12 protein-coding genes are annotated in these 13,396 nt (G+C 71.2%); 5 read left to right on the top strand and 7 right to left on the bottom strand.

Annotation, left to right across the window (positions count from 1 at the left end; genetic code table 11):
* Positions 1-10: 10 nt before the first annotated feature.
* From LQ326_RS06975 to LQ326_RS06950, 6 genes are all read right to left on the bottom strand, one after another.
* Positions 11-664 carry a UdgX family uracil-DNA binding protein gene (locus tag LQ326_RS06975; protein ID WP_234533801.1) on the bottom strand — a complete coding sequence of 218 codons (654 nt, stop codon included), beginning with the start codon at positions 662-664 and terminating at the stop codon, positions 11-13.
* A gap of 207 nt (positions 665-871) precedes the next feature.
* On the bottom strand, positions 872-2,035 hold the full coding sequence (gene mqnE / locus LQ326_RS06970) for an aminofutalosine synthase MqnE (protein ID WP_181803833.1): 1,164 nt from the start codon (positions 2,033-2,035) through the stop codon (positions 872-874).
* Positions 2,036-2,115: 80 nt separating this feature from the next.
* Positions 2,116-2,571 (bottom strand): Lrp/AsnC family transcriptional regulator, encoded by a 456-nt coding sequence (locus LQ326_RS06965; RefSeq protein WP_103812702.1) that lies wholly within the window; start codon positions 2,569-2,571, stop codon positions 2,116-2,118.
* Positions 2,572-2,677: 106 nt separating this feature from the next.
* Positions 2,678-3,337 carry a UbiX family flavin prenyltransferase gene (locus tag LQ326_RS06960; protein ID WP_234534248.1) on the bottom strand — a complete coding sequence of 220 codons (660 nt, stop codon included), beginning with the start codon at positions 3,335-3,337 and terminating at the stop codon, positions 2,678-2,680.
* A 242-nt stretch (positions 3,338-3,579) separates the two neighbouring features.
* Complete coding sequence (mqnP, locus tag LQ326_RS06955) at positions 3,580-4,482, bottom strand: menaquinone biosynthesis prenyltransferase MqnP (RefSeq protein ID WP_234533797.1); 903 nt, start codon at positions 4,480-4,482, stop codon at positions 3,580-3,582.
* Positions 4,483-4,579: 97 nt separating this feature from the next.
* On the bottom strand, positions 4,580-6,037 hold the full coding sequence (locus tag LQ326_RS06950; RefSeq protein ID WP_234533795.1) for a menaquinone biosynthesis decarboxylase: 1,458 nt from the start codon (positions 6,035-6,037) through the stop codon (positions 4,580-4,582).
* Between the two features lie 63 nt (positions 6,038-6,100).
* Between LQ326_RS06950 and LQ326_RS06945 the strand changes: the two genes are divergently transcribed.
* Positions 6,101-6,649 carry a TlpA family protein disulfide reductase gene (locus LQ326_RS06945; RefSeq protein WP_234533793.1) on the top strand — a complete coding sequence of 183 codons (549 nt, stop codon included), beginning with the start codon at positions 6,101-6,103 and terminating at the stop codon, positions 6,647-6,649.
* 9 nt (positions 6,650-6,658) lie between these two features.
* On the opposite strand, the gene LQ326_RS06940 is transcribed toward LQ326_RS06945, so the two are convergent.
* On the bottom strand, positions 6,659-7,123 hold the full coding sequence (locus tag LQ326_RS06940) for a DUF3515 family protein (protein WP_234533791.1): 465 nt from the start codon (positions 7,121-7,123) through the stop codon (positions 6,659-6,661).
* A 112-nt stretch (positions 7,124-7,235) separates the two neighbouring features.
* On the opposite strand from LQ326_RS06940, the gene LQ326_RS06935 reads away from it, so the two are divergent.
* From LQ326_RS06935 to LQ326_RS06920, 4 genes are all read left to right on the top strand, one after another.
* Positions 7,236-7,502, top strand: a complete 267-nt coding sequence (locus tag LQ326_RS06935; protein WP_234533788.1) for a PLD nuclease N-terminal domain-containing protein — start codon at positions 7,236-7,238, stop codon at positions 7,500-7,502.
* A 211-nt stretch (positions 7,503-7,713) separates the two neighbouring features.
* Positions 7,714-8,244 (top strand): peptidoglycan-binding domain-containing protein, encoded by a 531-nt coding sequence (locus LQ326_RS06930; protein WP_234533786.1) that lies wholly within the window; start codon positions 7,714-7,716, stop codon positions 8,242-8,244.
* A 511-nt stretch (positions 8,245-8,755) separates the two neighbouring features.
* A complete protein-coding gene (locus tag LQ326_RS06925; protein ID WP_234533785.1) occupies positions 8,756-9,730 on the top strand; it encodes an alpha/beta hydrolase in 975 nt (324 codons plus the stop codon).
* Positions 9,731-10,054: 324 nt separating this feature from the next.
* The gene (locus LQ326_RS06920) at positions 10,055-12,859 is read left to right on the top strand and encodes an AAA family ATPase (protein WP_234533783.1); all 2,805 of its coding nucleotides are present in this window, start codon (positions 10,055-10,057) and stop codon (positions 12,857-12,859) included.
* The last annotated feature ends 537 nt before the right edge of the window (positions 12,860-13,396 follow it).

The following is a 13,396-nucleotide window of genomic DNA, read 5'->3' as shown; positions in this document are numbered from 1 at the left end:
ATCTTATCCATTACGACAGCGCCTGTGCAGCCACTCGCAGATCGGCGACGAGGCCCTGGTAGGCATGCTCCCGGTCGTCCGCGCGCAGGACGGAGGAGGGGTGGACGGTGGGCACGAGCCGCTCCGGCCGGCCGTGGATCTCCCGCTCCAGCACGGTCCCGCGCACCTCGCCCACCCGGAACGACGATCCGAGCAGCGCCTTTCCGGCGGTGGCGCCGAGGACGACGACGAGTTCGGGCGCCACGACGGTCAGCTCGGCGGCGAGCCAGGGGCCGCAGGCCGACATCTCCCGCAGGGTCGGGGGCTTGTGGATGCGGCGCTTTCGGGTTTCGGCCCAGGTGAACTTGAAGTGCTTGACGGCGTTGGTCACGTAGGCGTCGGCGGGGTCGAGACCGGCCTCCTCCAGAGCCTTGCCGAGCAGCCGCCCGGCGGGCCCGACGAACGGCTCGCCCTGCCGGTCCTCCTGGTCACCGGGCTGCTCACCGACGAGCATGACCCGGGCGTGCGCGCTGCCCTGGCCGAAGACGGTCTGCGTGGCGTTCCGGTGCAGCGGACACCCGCGACAGCCGGCGGCGGCCCGCCGGAGGGCGGCGAGGCTCGGCCGCCCGGCGGGGAGGAAGGGGGTGGCGGTGTAGGCGTCCTCCGGGGCGCTGGTGGTGGCCATGGGCTCCGGGTACCCGCCGTGGGACCGCGGACCCGTCCCGGCCGCGGGTGCGTGGGGGCTCGTCGCGCAGTTCCCCGCGCCCCTAAAGGGGCGCACTGCAGCGGCCCATTTCTTTCAGGGGCGCGGGGCTGTATCGCTATGCGGCTCCGCCGCGTGGGCGCGACAAGCCCCCACGCACCCGCACCCGAACACGCACCGTCGGCCCGCTCACACCCGCATCGGCTGTGGGGACTCCCTGCGCGCCGGGTCCGGGCCGTCGTACTCGCGGATGATCTCGTACCGCGTGTTCCGTTCCACCGGCCGGAAGCCCGCGTCGCGGATGAGGTCCAGCAGGTCCTCGCGGGTGAGCTTGTTCGGCGTGCCGTAGTTGTCCGCGTCGTGGGTGATCTTGTATTCGACCACCGACCCGTCCATGTCGTCCGCGCCGTGCTGCAGCGCCAGCTGCGCCGTCTGGACGCCGTGCATGACCCAGAAGACCTTGACGTGCGGCACGTTGTCGAACAGCAGCCGCGACACCGCGAAGGTCTTCAGGGCCTCCGCGCCGGTCGCCATCTGGGTCCGCGCCTGGAGCCGGTTGCGTACCTTGCCGTCCTTCATGTCCACGAAGTCGTGCTGGTAGCGGAGCGGGATGAAGACCTGGAAGCCGCCGGTCTCGTCCTGGAGCTCGCGCAGCCGCAGGACGTGGTCCACCCGGTGCTTCGGCTCCTCGATGTGGCCGTACAGCATGGTGCACGGGGTCTTGAGACCCTTCTCGTGCGCCAGGCGGTGGATCCGGGACCAGTCCTCCCAGTGGGTGCGGTGATCCACGATGTGCTGCCGGACCTCCCAGTCGAAGATCTCCGCGCCGCCGCCGGTCAGGGACTCGAGCCCCGCGTCGATCAGCTCGTCGAGGATCTCGGAGGCCGACAGACCGGAGATCGTCTCGAAGTGGTGGATCTCCGTCGCCGTGAAGGCCTTGAGGGAGACGTGCGGGAGGGCCGCCTTCAGTTCACGCAGCGAACGCGGGTAGTACCGCCAGGGCAGGTTCGGGTGCAGGCCGTTGACGATGTGCAGCTCGGTGAGGTTCTCGCTCTCCATCGCCTTGGCGAGCTTGACCGCCTCCTCGATGCGCATCGTGTACGCGTCCTTCTCGCCCGGCTTGCGCTGGAACGAGCAGTACGCGCAGGACGCGGTGCACACGTTCGTCATGTTGAGGTGCCGGTTGACGTTGAAGTGGACGACGTCACCGTTCTTGCGCGTCCGCACCTCGTGGGCGAGGCCGCCGAGCCAGGCGAGGTCGTCCGACTCGTACAGCGCGATGCCGTCCTCGCGGGTCAGCCGCTCACCGGAACGGACCTTCTCCTCCAGCTCACGCTTGAGCCCGACGTCCATGCCACAACCTTTCTACGACAGCCTGACCGAGACTACTCCCCCGCCCTCCGGGCGGACGGGGCCCGAAGGGTGCTTCGCGCCTACACCTCTTCGGGGAGCTCCCCCACCCGGTTCTCCCACTTCGTGGACAGCACGATCGTGGTACGGGTCCGGGAGACGCCCTTCGTCCCGGAGAGCCGCCGGATGGTCTTCTCCAGGCCGTCGACATCCGTCGAACGCACCTTGAGCATGAAGGAGTCGTCACCGGCGATGAACCAGCAGTCCTCGATCTCCGGCAGGTCCCGCAGCCGCTGTGCCACGTCCTCGTGGTCGGCCGCGTCGGAGAGCGAGATGCCGATCAGGGCGGTGACGCCGAGGCCGAGCGAGGCCGCGTCGACGGTGGCGCGGTAGCCGGTGATGACCCCGGCCGCCTCCAGCCGGTTGATGCGGTCGGTGACGCTGGGTCCCGACAGTCCGACGAGGCGGCCCAGCTCCGCGTACGAGGCCCGGCCGTTCTCCCTCAGGGCCTGGATGAGCTGCCTGTCCACGGCGTCCATGCGATCGAAGCCTTCCGCTGAAGATTCCCGAAGTAGATAGAGGTGGTGCAGAGGTGGTGCAGAGGTGCTGCAGAAATGCTGGTGAGCGGTGCCGGGGGCGCGGGTGCTACTCGTTCGCGTCGCGCGCGCTCGCGCCGCCGAGGTCCCCTTCCCAGCGGCGGTAGAGCCGGTGCCCCACACCGGCCGCGTCCAGCACCCGCCCGGCGACGAAGTCGACGAGGTCCTGGATGTGGGTCGCGCCCGCGTAGAAGGCGGGTGAGGCGGGGACGACGACCGCACCCAGGTCGTCCAGGGTCACCAGGTGACGCAGGGTCTGGCCGTTCAGCGGGGTCTCGCGGACGGCGACGACGAGCGGCCTGCGCTCCTTCAGGGTGACGCCGGCGGCCCGCTGGAGCAGGTCCTTGGAGAGGCCGAGCGCGACCCCGGCGACGGCGGCGGTGGACGCCGGCACGATCAGCATGCCCTTCGTCGGGTACGACCCGGAGGACGGCCCGGCGGCCAGGTCCCCGGCGCTCCAGTACCGCACCCGGGCGAGGCCGCCCTCGAAGGCCACCGGTTTGCCGTCGGCCCCCCGTGCCAGCCATTCCGCCAGGTCGTCCCTCCAGTGCGCGTCCCGGAAGGAGATCCCGGTCTCGTCCAGCAGGGTGAGCCGCGAGGCCCGGCTGACCACCAGGTCGACGCTCTCCCCCACGTCCAGCAGGGCACGCAGCACGGCGGCGGCATACGGCGTTCCGGAGGCCCCGGACACCCCCACGATCCAAGGCACGCGCTGCGTTTCTCCTGCGTTCACATCTTGAGCGTACCGGCGCGCCGACCGGGGTTCAGGCCGGGTGGGGGCCTTGGGGTCGACGCGGAGGCGGGAGGTGTCCACCGTGAGGCCGCCGAGCTGCGTCCGGTACCCGCGGAACACGTCCTCGTACCGGGCGGGCTGCGAGTGCGGGCGGTCGCTGTCCGAGACGGTCACGTCGGCCTCCCTCGCTCTGCGCACGACGGCAGGCCGCACCGTGTTCAGACGGTGAGCCCCCGCACCACGAGATCGAGGAGCGCGCACACGAACAGGGCAATCCCGATGAACCCGTTGACGCTGAAGAAGGCACGGTTCACGCGGGAGAGGTCGTGCGGGCGGACGATGTTGTGCTCGTACACGAACGCGCCCGCCACGATCACCAGCCCCAGCCAGAAGAACGCGCCCGCACCGGTGCGGACCGCGTACCAGACGAACAGCCCCGTGGTCACCGCATGGCACACCCGGGCGCCCCAGACCGCCGCCGGGACGCCGAAGCGGGCCGGGACCGACAGGACGCCGATCTCGCGGTCGGTCTCGATGTCCTGGCAGGCGTAGATCAGGTCGAAGCCGCCGATCCAGATGCCGACGGCGAGGCCGAGGATCACCGCGTCCCAGGACCACTCGCCGGTGATCGCCAGCCAGCCGCCGATCGGCCCCATGGCCTGGGCGAGGCCGAGGATGGCCTGGGGGAAGTTCGTGAACCGCTTGCCGTAGGGGTAGACCACCATCGGGATCACGGCGACGGGGGCGAGCGCCAGGCAGAGGGGGTTCAGGAGGGCCGCCGAGCCGAGGAAGACCGCCACCGCGATCAGCGCGCCCGTCCAGGCGTGCTTGACGCTCATCGCGCCGGTGACCAGCTCCCGGTGGGCGGTGCGCGGGTTCCGGGCGTCGATCTCACGGTCGATGATCCGGTTCACCGCCATGGCGAACGTGCGCAGACCGACCATGCAGACGGTGACCAGAAGCAGCCGTCCCCAGTGGATGTTCTTGTCCAGCTCGAACATCGCGGTCAGCGCGGCGATGTACGCGAAGGGCAGCGCGAAGACCGAGTGCTCGATCATCACCAGGCGCAGGAAGGCGCGGGTCCGGCCCGGCTGGGGGACCGCGGCGGCGGAGGCGGTCACAGGACGGACTCCGTCCGCCGGCGATCGGCCGGACCACCTCCGCCACGGCGGGGAAGCCCCGCCGCCGCGCTGCCACGCATCATCATCGCCCTGCCCCTCACAGTCCGTATTCCTTCCAGCGCCGCGTCACCCGTTCGGCCGTGTCCGGGTCCGACAGGACCATGTCCGGCCACCCCCCGTCACGGGTGTAGCCCTCCTCGGGCCACTTCTTCGTCGCGTCGATGCCCGCCTTGCCGCCCCAGAACTGCTGGTAGGAGGCGTGGTCGAGGTGGTCGACGGGGCCTTCGACGACCGTGAGATCACGGGCGTAGTCGGTGTTGCCGAGGGCCCGCCAGGCGACCTCGTGCAGGTCGTGGACGTCGCAGTCGGAGTCGACCACCACGATCAGCTTGGTGAGGGACATCATGTGCGCCCCCCAGATCGCGTGCATGACCTTCTGCGCGTGCTTCGGGTACTTCTTGTCGATCGAGACGATCGCGCAGTTGTGGAAGCCGCCGGCCTCGGGAAGGTGGTAGTCCACGATGTCCGGGACGATGATCTTCAGCAGGGGCAGGAAGAAGCGTTCGGTGGCACGGCCGAGGGGGCCGTCCTCCGTCGGCGGCCTGCCCACCACGATCGACTGGAGCAGCGGGCGCCGCCGCATCGTCACGCAGTCGATGGTCAGGGCCGGGAACGGCTCCTGGGGGGTGTAGAAGCCGGTGTGGTCGCCGAACGGGCCCTCGGGCAGCATCTCGCCCGGCTCCAGCCAGCCCTCGAGGACGACCTCGGCCTGCGCGGGCACCTGGAGCGGGACCGTCTTGCAGTCGACCATCTCGATCCGCCTGCCCGCGATGAACCCGGCGAACAGGTACTCGTCGATGTCGCCGGGAAGCGGGGCCGTGGACGCGTAGGTGACCGCCGGGGGGCAGCCGAAGGCGATCGCGACCGGGAGGCGTTCCCCGCGCCGGGCGGCCACCTGGTAGTGGTTGCGGCTGTCCTTGTGGATCTGCCAGTGCATGCCGATGGTGCGCCGGTCGTGGCGCTGCAGGCGGTACAGGCCGAGGTTGCGGATGCCGGTCTCGGGGTCCTTGGTGTGGGTGAGGCCCAGGTTGAAGAAGGAGCCGCCGTCCTGCGGCCAGGTGAACAGCGCCGGGAGCTGGTCGAGGTCGACGTCGTCCCCGGTCAGGACCACTTCCTGGACGGGCGCGTGGTCGGACTTCACCTTCTTCGGCGGCACGTGCGCCATCGCGCCGAGCTTCCCGAACGCCTCGCGTACGCCGACGAAGCCGTGCGGCAGTTCGGGGCGCAGCAGTCCGCCGATCTTCTCGGAGATCTCGCCGTACGACTTCAGGCCCAGGGCCTTCAGCAGCCGCCGGTCGGTGCCGAACACGTTCATCGCAAGGGGCATGCTCGACCCCTTCACGTTCTCGAAGAGCAGGGCCGGTCCGCCGGACTTCTGCACCCGGTCGACGATCTCCCCGACCTCCAGATACGGGTCGACCTCGGCCTTGACACGCTTGAGGTCACCCTCGCGCTCCAGTGCCCGGAGCAGGGAGCGAAGATCGTCGTAAGCCATGGGTCCCAGTATCGGCCACCCGGGGTCCGGGGCCGGTCACCGCCCCCTGCATACTCGTCGGCCGTGAGAAGTCATCGCTGGTTACCGCTGCTCGTGCCGCTGCTCGTGCTCGCTGCGGCGTGTACGCCGCCGCGGGAGGGCGGCGCCTCGCCGGTCTCCCCGCTGACTCGCGTGCCGGCCGCCGACCGGAGGACGGTGCCCGACCTCGCCGGCAGCAGTCTCGACGGCAAGGCGGTCAGCCTCGCGGAGTACCGGGGCAAGGTCGTCGTCCTGAACGTCTGGGCGTCCTGGTGCGGGCCCTGCCGGGCCGAGGCGCCCGAACTGTCCAGGGCGCAGCAGGCGCTGGCGGCGAAGGGGGTCCAGGTGTTCGGGGTGGACACGGACGCCCGGCAGGACAGGGGCCGGGCCTTCCAGGACGAGCACCATCTGACGTACCCGAGCCTGCACGACGCCGGCAGCCGCAAGCTCGTCCGGCTGCCCAAGGGGTACCTGCCGCAGGCACTGCCGTACACCCTCTTCATCGACCGGGACGGGAAGATCGCCGCGAAGTACCTGAGCCCCCTGACGGAGGCCGACGTCCGCACCATCACCCGGCCGCTGCTGGCGGAGTAGCGGCCGTCGTCAACTCGCCCCGTCGGCAAGGCACTTGTGCCCCTCGCGGATCGGTGCCACCAGGTGGCTCAGGTCCACCAGGACGGCGTCCGGGCTCGAAACGGAGCCGGCGATCGAGACCTCCACGGCGGGGCTGCGGCCGTAGGTGACCAGCTTCTTACGGCCGTCCGCCGCCGTCTCGCGCCACACCCAGTCCACGCCGTCCACGCTGACGCACGCCTGCGTGGTCGGTGCCGGCGGATTCACTCCGCACCGCAGCTCCACCGCTCCGTGCCCCCACACCGCGAGGCCCTCGAAGGTGACCCGGTCCCGCGTGGTACCGCCGAGCCGGCCGGGGTACCGGTCGGCGAACCGCGCACAGGCCGGGTCCCGCGCGAACGGCCCCTGCGCCAGGCCGAACACCGGCGAGTCCAGCTCGCCGGCCACCAGCCCGCCCCCGGCCACCAGCCCCACCCCGGCCAGCCCGGCCGCCACCCGGCTCCTGCGAGACCACCCGCGCACCCGCATCGCTTCCCCTCCCGTCAGCGGGGAACCATGATGCCCGGGTGCCGATCCGCGGCCCCGGTCACCCGCTAGTCTGGCCGCCATGCTCAGGTATCTGCCCTACTTGCTGGTCCTCGCGCTGTGGATCTACGCCTTCGTGGACTGCCTGAACACCCCCGAGGACGAGATCCGCGCGCTGCCGAAGCTGGCGTGGGTGTTCGTCATCCTGCTCTTCGGCGAGGTCCTGGTAGGCCCGGTCGCCTGGCTGATCGCGGGCCGGTCCCGGCAACCACGCGAACGATGGGTCGCACCGGACGACAACCCGGAGTTCCTGAAGTCCCTGAAGCCGGACGATCCGCGCACGGACTGACGGCCCGCCGGCCGCCGCGCGAGCCCGCCTCGGACTGCCCGGCGGGGCCCCGGCGTCAAACCAGAGCGGTGCGGCACGTACCACGGTGGTTGTAGCCGCTCCGGAAAACTCAAACCCCCACGGGACTCGCCGCACCGTCCCCGCCCACTACGTTTCCGGTGTTCCGAGAGACCGGCCACGGGGGACGGTCCGGACACGAAGGGGGATCACCATGTCAGTGGGCAAGCGTGCGGCGGCCGTCGTCCTCGCGACGGCGCTCGCGGGGGGCGTGGCCGCGGCCACGACGCCGGCGTCGGCGAGCACGTCCCAGGGCTACATCACGGCGGGCTCCGGCGCGATCACCAGCGACTGGAGCGACGAGGGCAACCTGAGCACGACCTCCCACGCCCACAGCAACGCCACGGCCCTGTGGCAGGCGGTGCTCTACGCCGACGGCTACCTGACCGCCTCCGGGATCGACTGCAAATTCGGCCCCAGCACCAAGGCGGCGACCAAGAAGTTCCAGAGCCACTTCCACGCGGGAACCGCGGACGGCATCGCCGGCAAGAAGACCTTCTCCAACGCCGACAACCGCCTCGTCCACGACTACGTCAGCGGTGGCTACGAGGTCGCCCACTACAAGGGCATCAAGCGCAAAGTCTGGTTCAAGATCAACGTGGCCAACCGCCGCTACCAGGTCCGCAAGTCGACGAGCATCGGCTACAAGGACGCGTCCTACACCAAGGCGACGGCCTGCGGCTGACGGTCACAGCGACGACGTGAAGGCGTCCCAGGCGGCCCGGTCGACGACGACCGGGCCGCCTGGTTTCTTGCGAGCGACACCCCGGCCCCAAAACCGGTTTCCGGCTGCGCCGCCTGCGCGGAGTTCGCCGCGCAGCGCGCGGCGGCAGAGGCGCGGTCCGACGCAAGCGGCGTGACCGACTCCGACGTACTGCTGCGCCGGGACCACTGGGCCGTCGAGGCCCTGCCGCGGGAACTCTTCCCGCCAGACGCCGTCTTCCGCGTGGACGGGGCCCAGGTCCCGCCGACTGCTCGCTGCAGGCGTGCCCGCGAGGACCGCGGCAGTCGTGTGCCAGGGGCAGTGCGGGAAGGTCCCAGTCGCATGACCGATGCCTGGGGTTTCCCGCAGGAGTTGCATCGAGTCCGGTCCCGCGCATGCGCGAGGCCGCGGCGCTCGGCTGTCAGGAGGCGCGGTTCGCCGGCATCGAAGCGCCGCGCCCGCGCGCGGCGCCCTCATCTGCAAGGAGTGCGTGATGCCCGACGACGTCTTCAGCTCGGCGCAACCGGTGCTCGAACCGGCTGCTCGCGCGTTCGCCGAGGCGACCGCCTCCCCGCCGTTCCCCTTCGGTCTGGGACCGGTGGCCGGCCGCAGGGCGGTGCAGGACGTGCAGTCCGGAGAGCTCGACAGACATGAGGTGGAGGAGAACTGGGTCGCGGTCTCCGGGCCTAAGGGCAGCGTCGCGGTGCGCATCGTGCGCCCCAAGGGGGCGGTGGGCCCGCTGCCCGCCATCCTCTACGTCCACGGCGCGGGGTGGGTCTTCGGCAGCGCGGACACGCACGACCGGCTGGTGCGTGAGCTGGCGGTGGGTACGCGATCCGCCGTCGTCTTCCCCGAGTACTCGCTGTCCCCCGAGGCGCGCTACCCCCTCGCGCTGGAGGAGTGCTACGCGGTGGCCCGGTGGGTGACGAGCCGGGGAGCCGACCTCGGCATCGCCCCCGCGCGGCTGGCCGTCGCCGGTGACTCGACGGGCGGCAACCTGAGCGCCGCCCTGACCCTGCTGGCCAAGGAACGCGGGGACGTCTCGTTCGTCCAGCAGGTGCTGTTCTACCCCGTCACGGACGCCGGCTTCGGCACCCGCTCCTACCACCAGTTCGCCGAGGGCTACTTCCTGCGCCGCGACGCCATGCAATGGTTCTGGGACCAGTACACGACCGACGAGGGGCAGCGGGCGGAGATCACGGCCAGCCCACTGCGGGCGACCGTACAGCAGCTCACCGATCTGCCCGCGGCGCTCGTCATCACCGCGGAGGCCGACGTGGTGCGGGACGAGGGGGAGGCGTACGCCGCGAAGCTGCGGGCCGCCGGAGTGGCGGTCGTCGCGACCCGGTACGGCGGGACCATCCACGACTTCGTCATGCTCGACGCGCTGTCGTCGACGCATGCGGCCCGCGCTGCGATCGCCCAGGCCGTCACCGTACTGAGGCAGGCGCTCGGCACCGGCGGCTGACCCGGTCCGAGGCCCGGTGCCGATGCCGGATCCCGTGCGGGCCCGCCGCCTCCGCCTCCGGAGCCACCCCCGGCGGCGGGGGTGGCGGGCTCCGCCCGGCCCGCGAACGGCCCCGCGCTGAGGATGACGTCCGGATGCGAGACCGAGCAAGAACATCTCATGCCCTTCCCAACCTGGCCAAATAAGAAATGGACAGGTTGTCCAACGATGTGTCGTGCATACTGTTGGCGGACAATCCGCGCACAGGGCGCCGCCCGCGGATCACCACGCCGCCCTCGCGCGTGGGATCAGCCGGGACAGCCCTGTGAGCGAGGGGAGCGTGCAGTGACCGGGGGTGACACCACCAGGCGCGTCCCGGCCGACCCTCTGATCGGCCGGGACGGCGACTTGCGCCGGATCCGTGACCTTCTGGGCCTCGGGGCCGGGGGTGGAGCGCTGCTGCTGTCGGGAGACGCCGGCATCGGGAAGACCGCGGTACTGGACGCCCTCGCCGAGGCGGCGCACGCGGAAGGAACCCTGGTTCTGCGTGCTGCCGGTGTGGAGTTCGAGGCGAACTGCAGCTACTCCGGTCTCAACCAGATCCTCTTTCCGTTCCAGGACGCGCTCAGCGAACTGGAGGGACCCTTCCGCGATGCCCTGCGGGTCGCGCTCGGCTTCGAAAGCGGTTCACCGCCGGAACGTCTGATGGTCTCCAACGCCGTACTGCTCCTGCTGCGCGAGGTCGCCGCCGGTGATCCGCTGCTGCTGGTCGTCGACGACTTTCCCTGGCTGGACCGGGCGAGTGCGGCCGTCCTGGGCTTGGTCGCCCGGCGGGCGAGCGGCATCCGCATGAGCTTCCTCGCCGCTTCACGTTCCGAAGCGCGAAGCCTGTACGACGGCGGTGCCCTGCCGGAGCACCGGCTGCGGCCGTTGGAGGAGGAGGAGGCGGCGCAGTTGGTGGGTGCGCGGTTCCCTGACCTGGTCGCCAGTGCCCGCCGGCGCCTGCTGACCGTGGCGAGTGGCAACCCACTGGCTCTGCTGGAACTGCCGTCGGTGCTGCCCACGGCGCAGGGCCGGGTCCTCCACGACCTGCCCACCGTGCTGCCGCTCAGCCAGCGCCTGGAGACGCTGTTCGGCTCCCGGGTCCGCGGTCTGCCGCGGCCCTCTCAGCAGCTTCTCCTGCTGGCGGCACTGGAGGGTGCGGGCGATCTCGGAGTCTTGCAGGCGGCCTCGCGGCAGACGGACGAGGGGTACGACCTCGACGATCTGGCACCCGCCGAGCGTGACCAGCTGGTGCACATCGACGAGGGGACGCGTCGGCTGAGGTTCCGTCACCCGCTCATCCGTTCCGCAGTGGTGGAGAACGCCACCAGCGGCGAGCGGCGAGCGGTGCACTCGGCACTCGCCCAGGTCCTGGTGGACCAGCCCGAACGCCGGGCCTGGCATCTCGGCGAGGCGACCCTGGAACCGGACGAGCACGTGGCCGCCCTGCTGGAGCAGGCGGCGCGCATCACTCTGCGCCGTGGGGACGCCGTGAGCGGGATGCAGACGCTCATCCGGTCCGCGGACCTCACCCCGTCGGGCCTCGACCGCGACCGCCGACTCGCGGAGGCCGCCTACGTGGGCGCCGAGTCCACCGGCTCGCTGCCCGGTGCCCAAAAGCTCTTGGACGACGCCCGGCACACGGCGCGGGACCTGAGGAATTCCCCGCACTCGGCGGCGGCCGCCGCCCTCCTCATCCTCAACGGCGACGGTGACGTCGATACGGCCCACCGCCTGCTGGTGTACGCCATCGAAACCGGGAACCACGGGTACGACGCCGAGGACAAGGCGCTCGTAGACGCTCTTCACTCGCTCGCGCTGCTGTGCTTCTTCGGCGCCCGGCCCGGCCTGTGGCAGCCCTACTACCGGGCGCTGGAGAAACTGACTCCCAAGGTGCCGCTCGTTCTGTCCGCGCTGGGCAGGACGTTCTCCGACCCCGCGCGCACGGGGGCCGCGGCCTCGGCGGAACTCGACGAGCTCGTGGCCGAACTGGCAGACGTGAACGACCCCGTACAGGTCACGCGGACGGGCACGGCCGCCCTCTACCTCGACCGGCTCACAGACGTCCGCGAATCGGCGTGGCGGGTGGTACGCATGGGCCGCGACGGTGGCCCGGCCCGCAGGTACCTGTCCGCACTGATCCACCTGTGCCTGGACGACTACCTCACCGGGCTGTGGGACGAGGCGGCACAACTGGCCGACGAGGGGGTCAAGGTCTGCGAGACCCACGGCTACAGCGCCTTCGCCTGGTACTTCCTGTACATCCAGGCCGTCCTCGGTGCCGCGCGCGGGGAAGCGGACCGGGCGCAGAGGGCAGTCGAGCGGATCATCCACTGGGCACTGCCTCGCGGGGCGGACTGTGCGGCGCACTGTGCCCATCACGCGGCCGCCGTGGCGGACCTGGGACGCGGTGACTTCGGCGGCGCGTACGCGCACGCGATCGCGATCAGCCCGGCGGGAAGCCTCGCCTCACACGCGCCGCACGCCCTGTGGGTGACGATGGACCTGGTGGAGGCCGCCGTCCGCACCAACCGGCAGGCGGAGGCGGCCGGCCATGTGCGGGCGATGCGGGAGGCCGGCGTGGCCGCGATCTCGTCACGGCACGCCCTGCTGACAGAGGCCTCCGCCGCCCTGTGCGCCACGGACGACGATCAGGCCCTGAGACTGTTCGCGAAAGCCCTGACGGTTCCCGGGGCGGAGAGGTGGCCCTTCGACTTCGCCCGCGTCCAGCTGGCCCACGGCGAGCGGTTGCGACGCGTCAGGGCGACCGCGGAATCCCGAGGCCCCCTCACCGCCGCGCTGTCCGCCTTCGAACGTCTCGGGGCCCGGCCCTGGGTGGAGCGTGCCGAGACGGAGCTGCGGGCCACCGGCTGGAACAGCGGTCGCCCCAGAACGTCGCTGGCGCACACTCTCACGCCCCAGGAGCTGGAGATAGCGCGGCTGGCGTCCTCCGGCCTGACCAACAAGCAGATAGCGGAGCGCCTGTTCCTCTCGCACAGGACCGTCGGCGCTCATCTCTACCAGATGTACCCGAAACTGGGGATCACGTCGCGTGCCATGCTGCGCGACGTCCTGGAACCCGGGTCGCCTTCAGAGCCTCATCGGTAACCGCCCAGGCCGTCGGTGCGGGCGCGGCCGGCCCTCGCCCGCTGCGCCCTCGCAGCGAGGCGGCGAACGGTCGCATCACGGCTGAACGACGGAACCGCGGCAGCTCATCGCGCCGACGAAGCGGGGTGCCCCACGATCACACCCCTGCGGTCCGGTCAGCTGACCGATGTCCGACCGACGTTCGAGAACAAGGGCGGAGGGACGTTCCCACCTTCTGAAGGGCGTCCCGTGACTCATCGGCACCCGGGCTCTTCCGCTCACGAACGACCTGTGTGCCGTACCCGCTCGCCGCACATGCGCATCCACTGGGTCGCCCTGTCCCCGGCCCGCACTCACGGCCGAATTCCGCTACTCCACGGCCGGGCCTCTCATCCAGCCTGCATGGGGCGGCGGCCCACGAGGGTGACCGGCGTGTGCGCCCGGTCGGCCGCCTCCGCGAGGAGCTACGCGCGGGCCGGGGGGGTCGGCAGCGGGAGACAGGCGTCCGTGCCGTCCGCGCGACGGCCATCAGATCCTGCACGATCTCCTCGTCGCCGG

Origin of the sequence: Streptomyces shenzhenensis, from assembly GCF_021462265.1 — a bacterium.
Taxonomy (GTDB): domain Bacteria; phylum Actinomycetota; class Actinomycetes; order Streptomycetales; family Streptomycetaceae; genus Streptomyces; species Streptomyces shenzhenensis.
The sequence above is the reverse complement of the archived record's forward strand: the minus strand, read 5'-3'. Positions and strand labels throughout refer to the sequence as shown.

Excerpts from the sequence above, each read along its gene's own strand:
- LQ326_RS06975 (WP_234533801.1), bottom strand. The coding sequence starts at position 664 with ATGGCCACCACCAGCGCCCCGGAGGACGCCTACACCGCCACCCCCTTC.
- mqnE (WP_181803833.1), bottom strand. The coding sequence starts at position 2,035 with ATGGACGTCGGGCTCAAGCGTGAGCTGGAGGAGAAGGTCCGTTCCGGT.
- LQ326_RS06965 (WP_103812702.1), bottom strand. The coding sequence starts at position 2,571 with ATGGACGCCGTGGACAGGCAGCTCATCCAGGCCCTGAGGGAGAACGGC.
- LQ326_RS06950 (WP_234533795.1), bottom strand. The coding sequence starts at position 6,037 with ATGGCTTACGACGATCTTCGCTCCCTGCTCCGGGCACTGGAGCGCGAG.
- LQ326_RS06935 (WP_234533788.1), top strand. The coding sequence starts at position 7,236 with ATGCTCAGGTATCTGCCCTACTTGCTGGTCCTCGCGCTGTGGATCTAC.
- LQ326_RS06930 (WP_234533786.1), top strand. The coding sequence starts at position 7,714 with ATGTCAGTGGGCAAGCGTGCGGCGGCCGTCGTCCTCGCGACGGCGCTC.
- LQ326_RS06925 (WP_234533785.1), top strand. The coding sequence starts at position 8,756 with ATGCCCGACGACGTCTTCAGCTCGGCGCAACCGGTGCTCGAACCGGCT.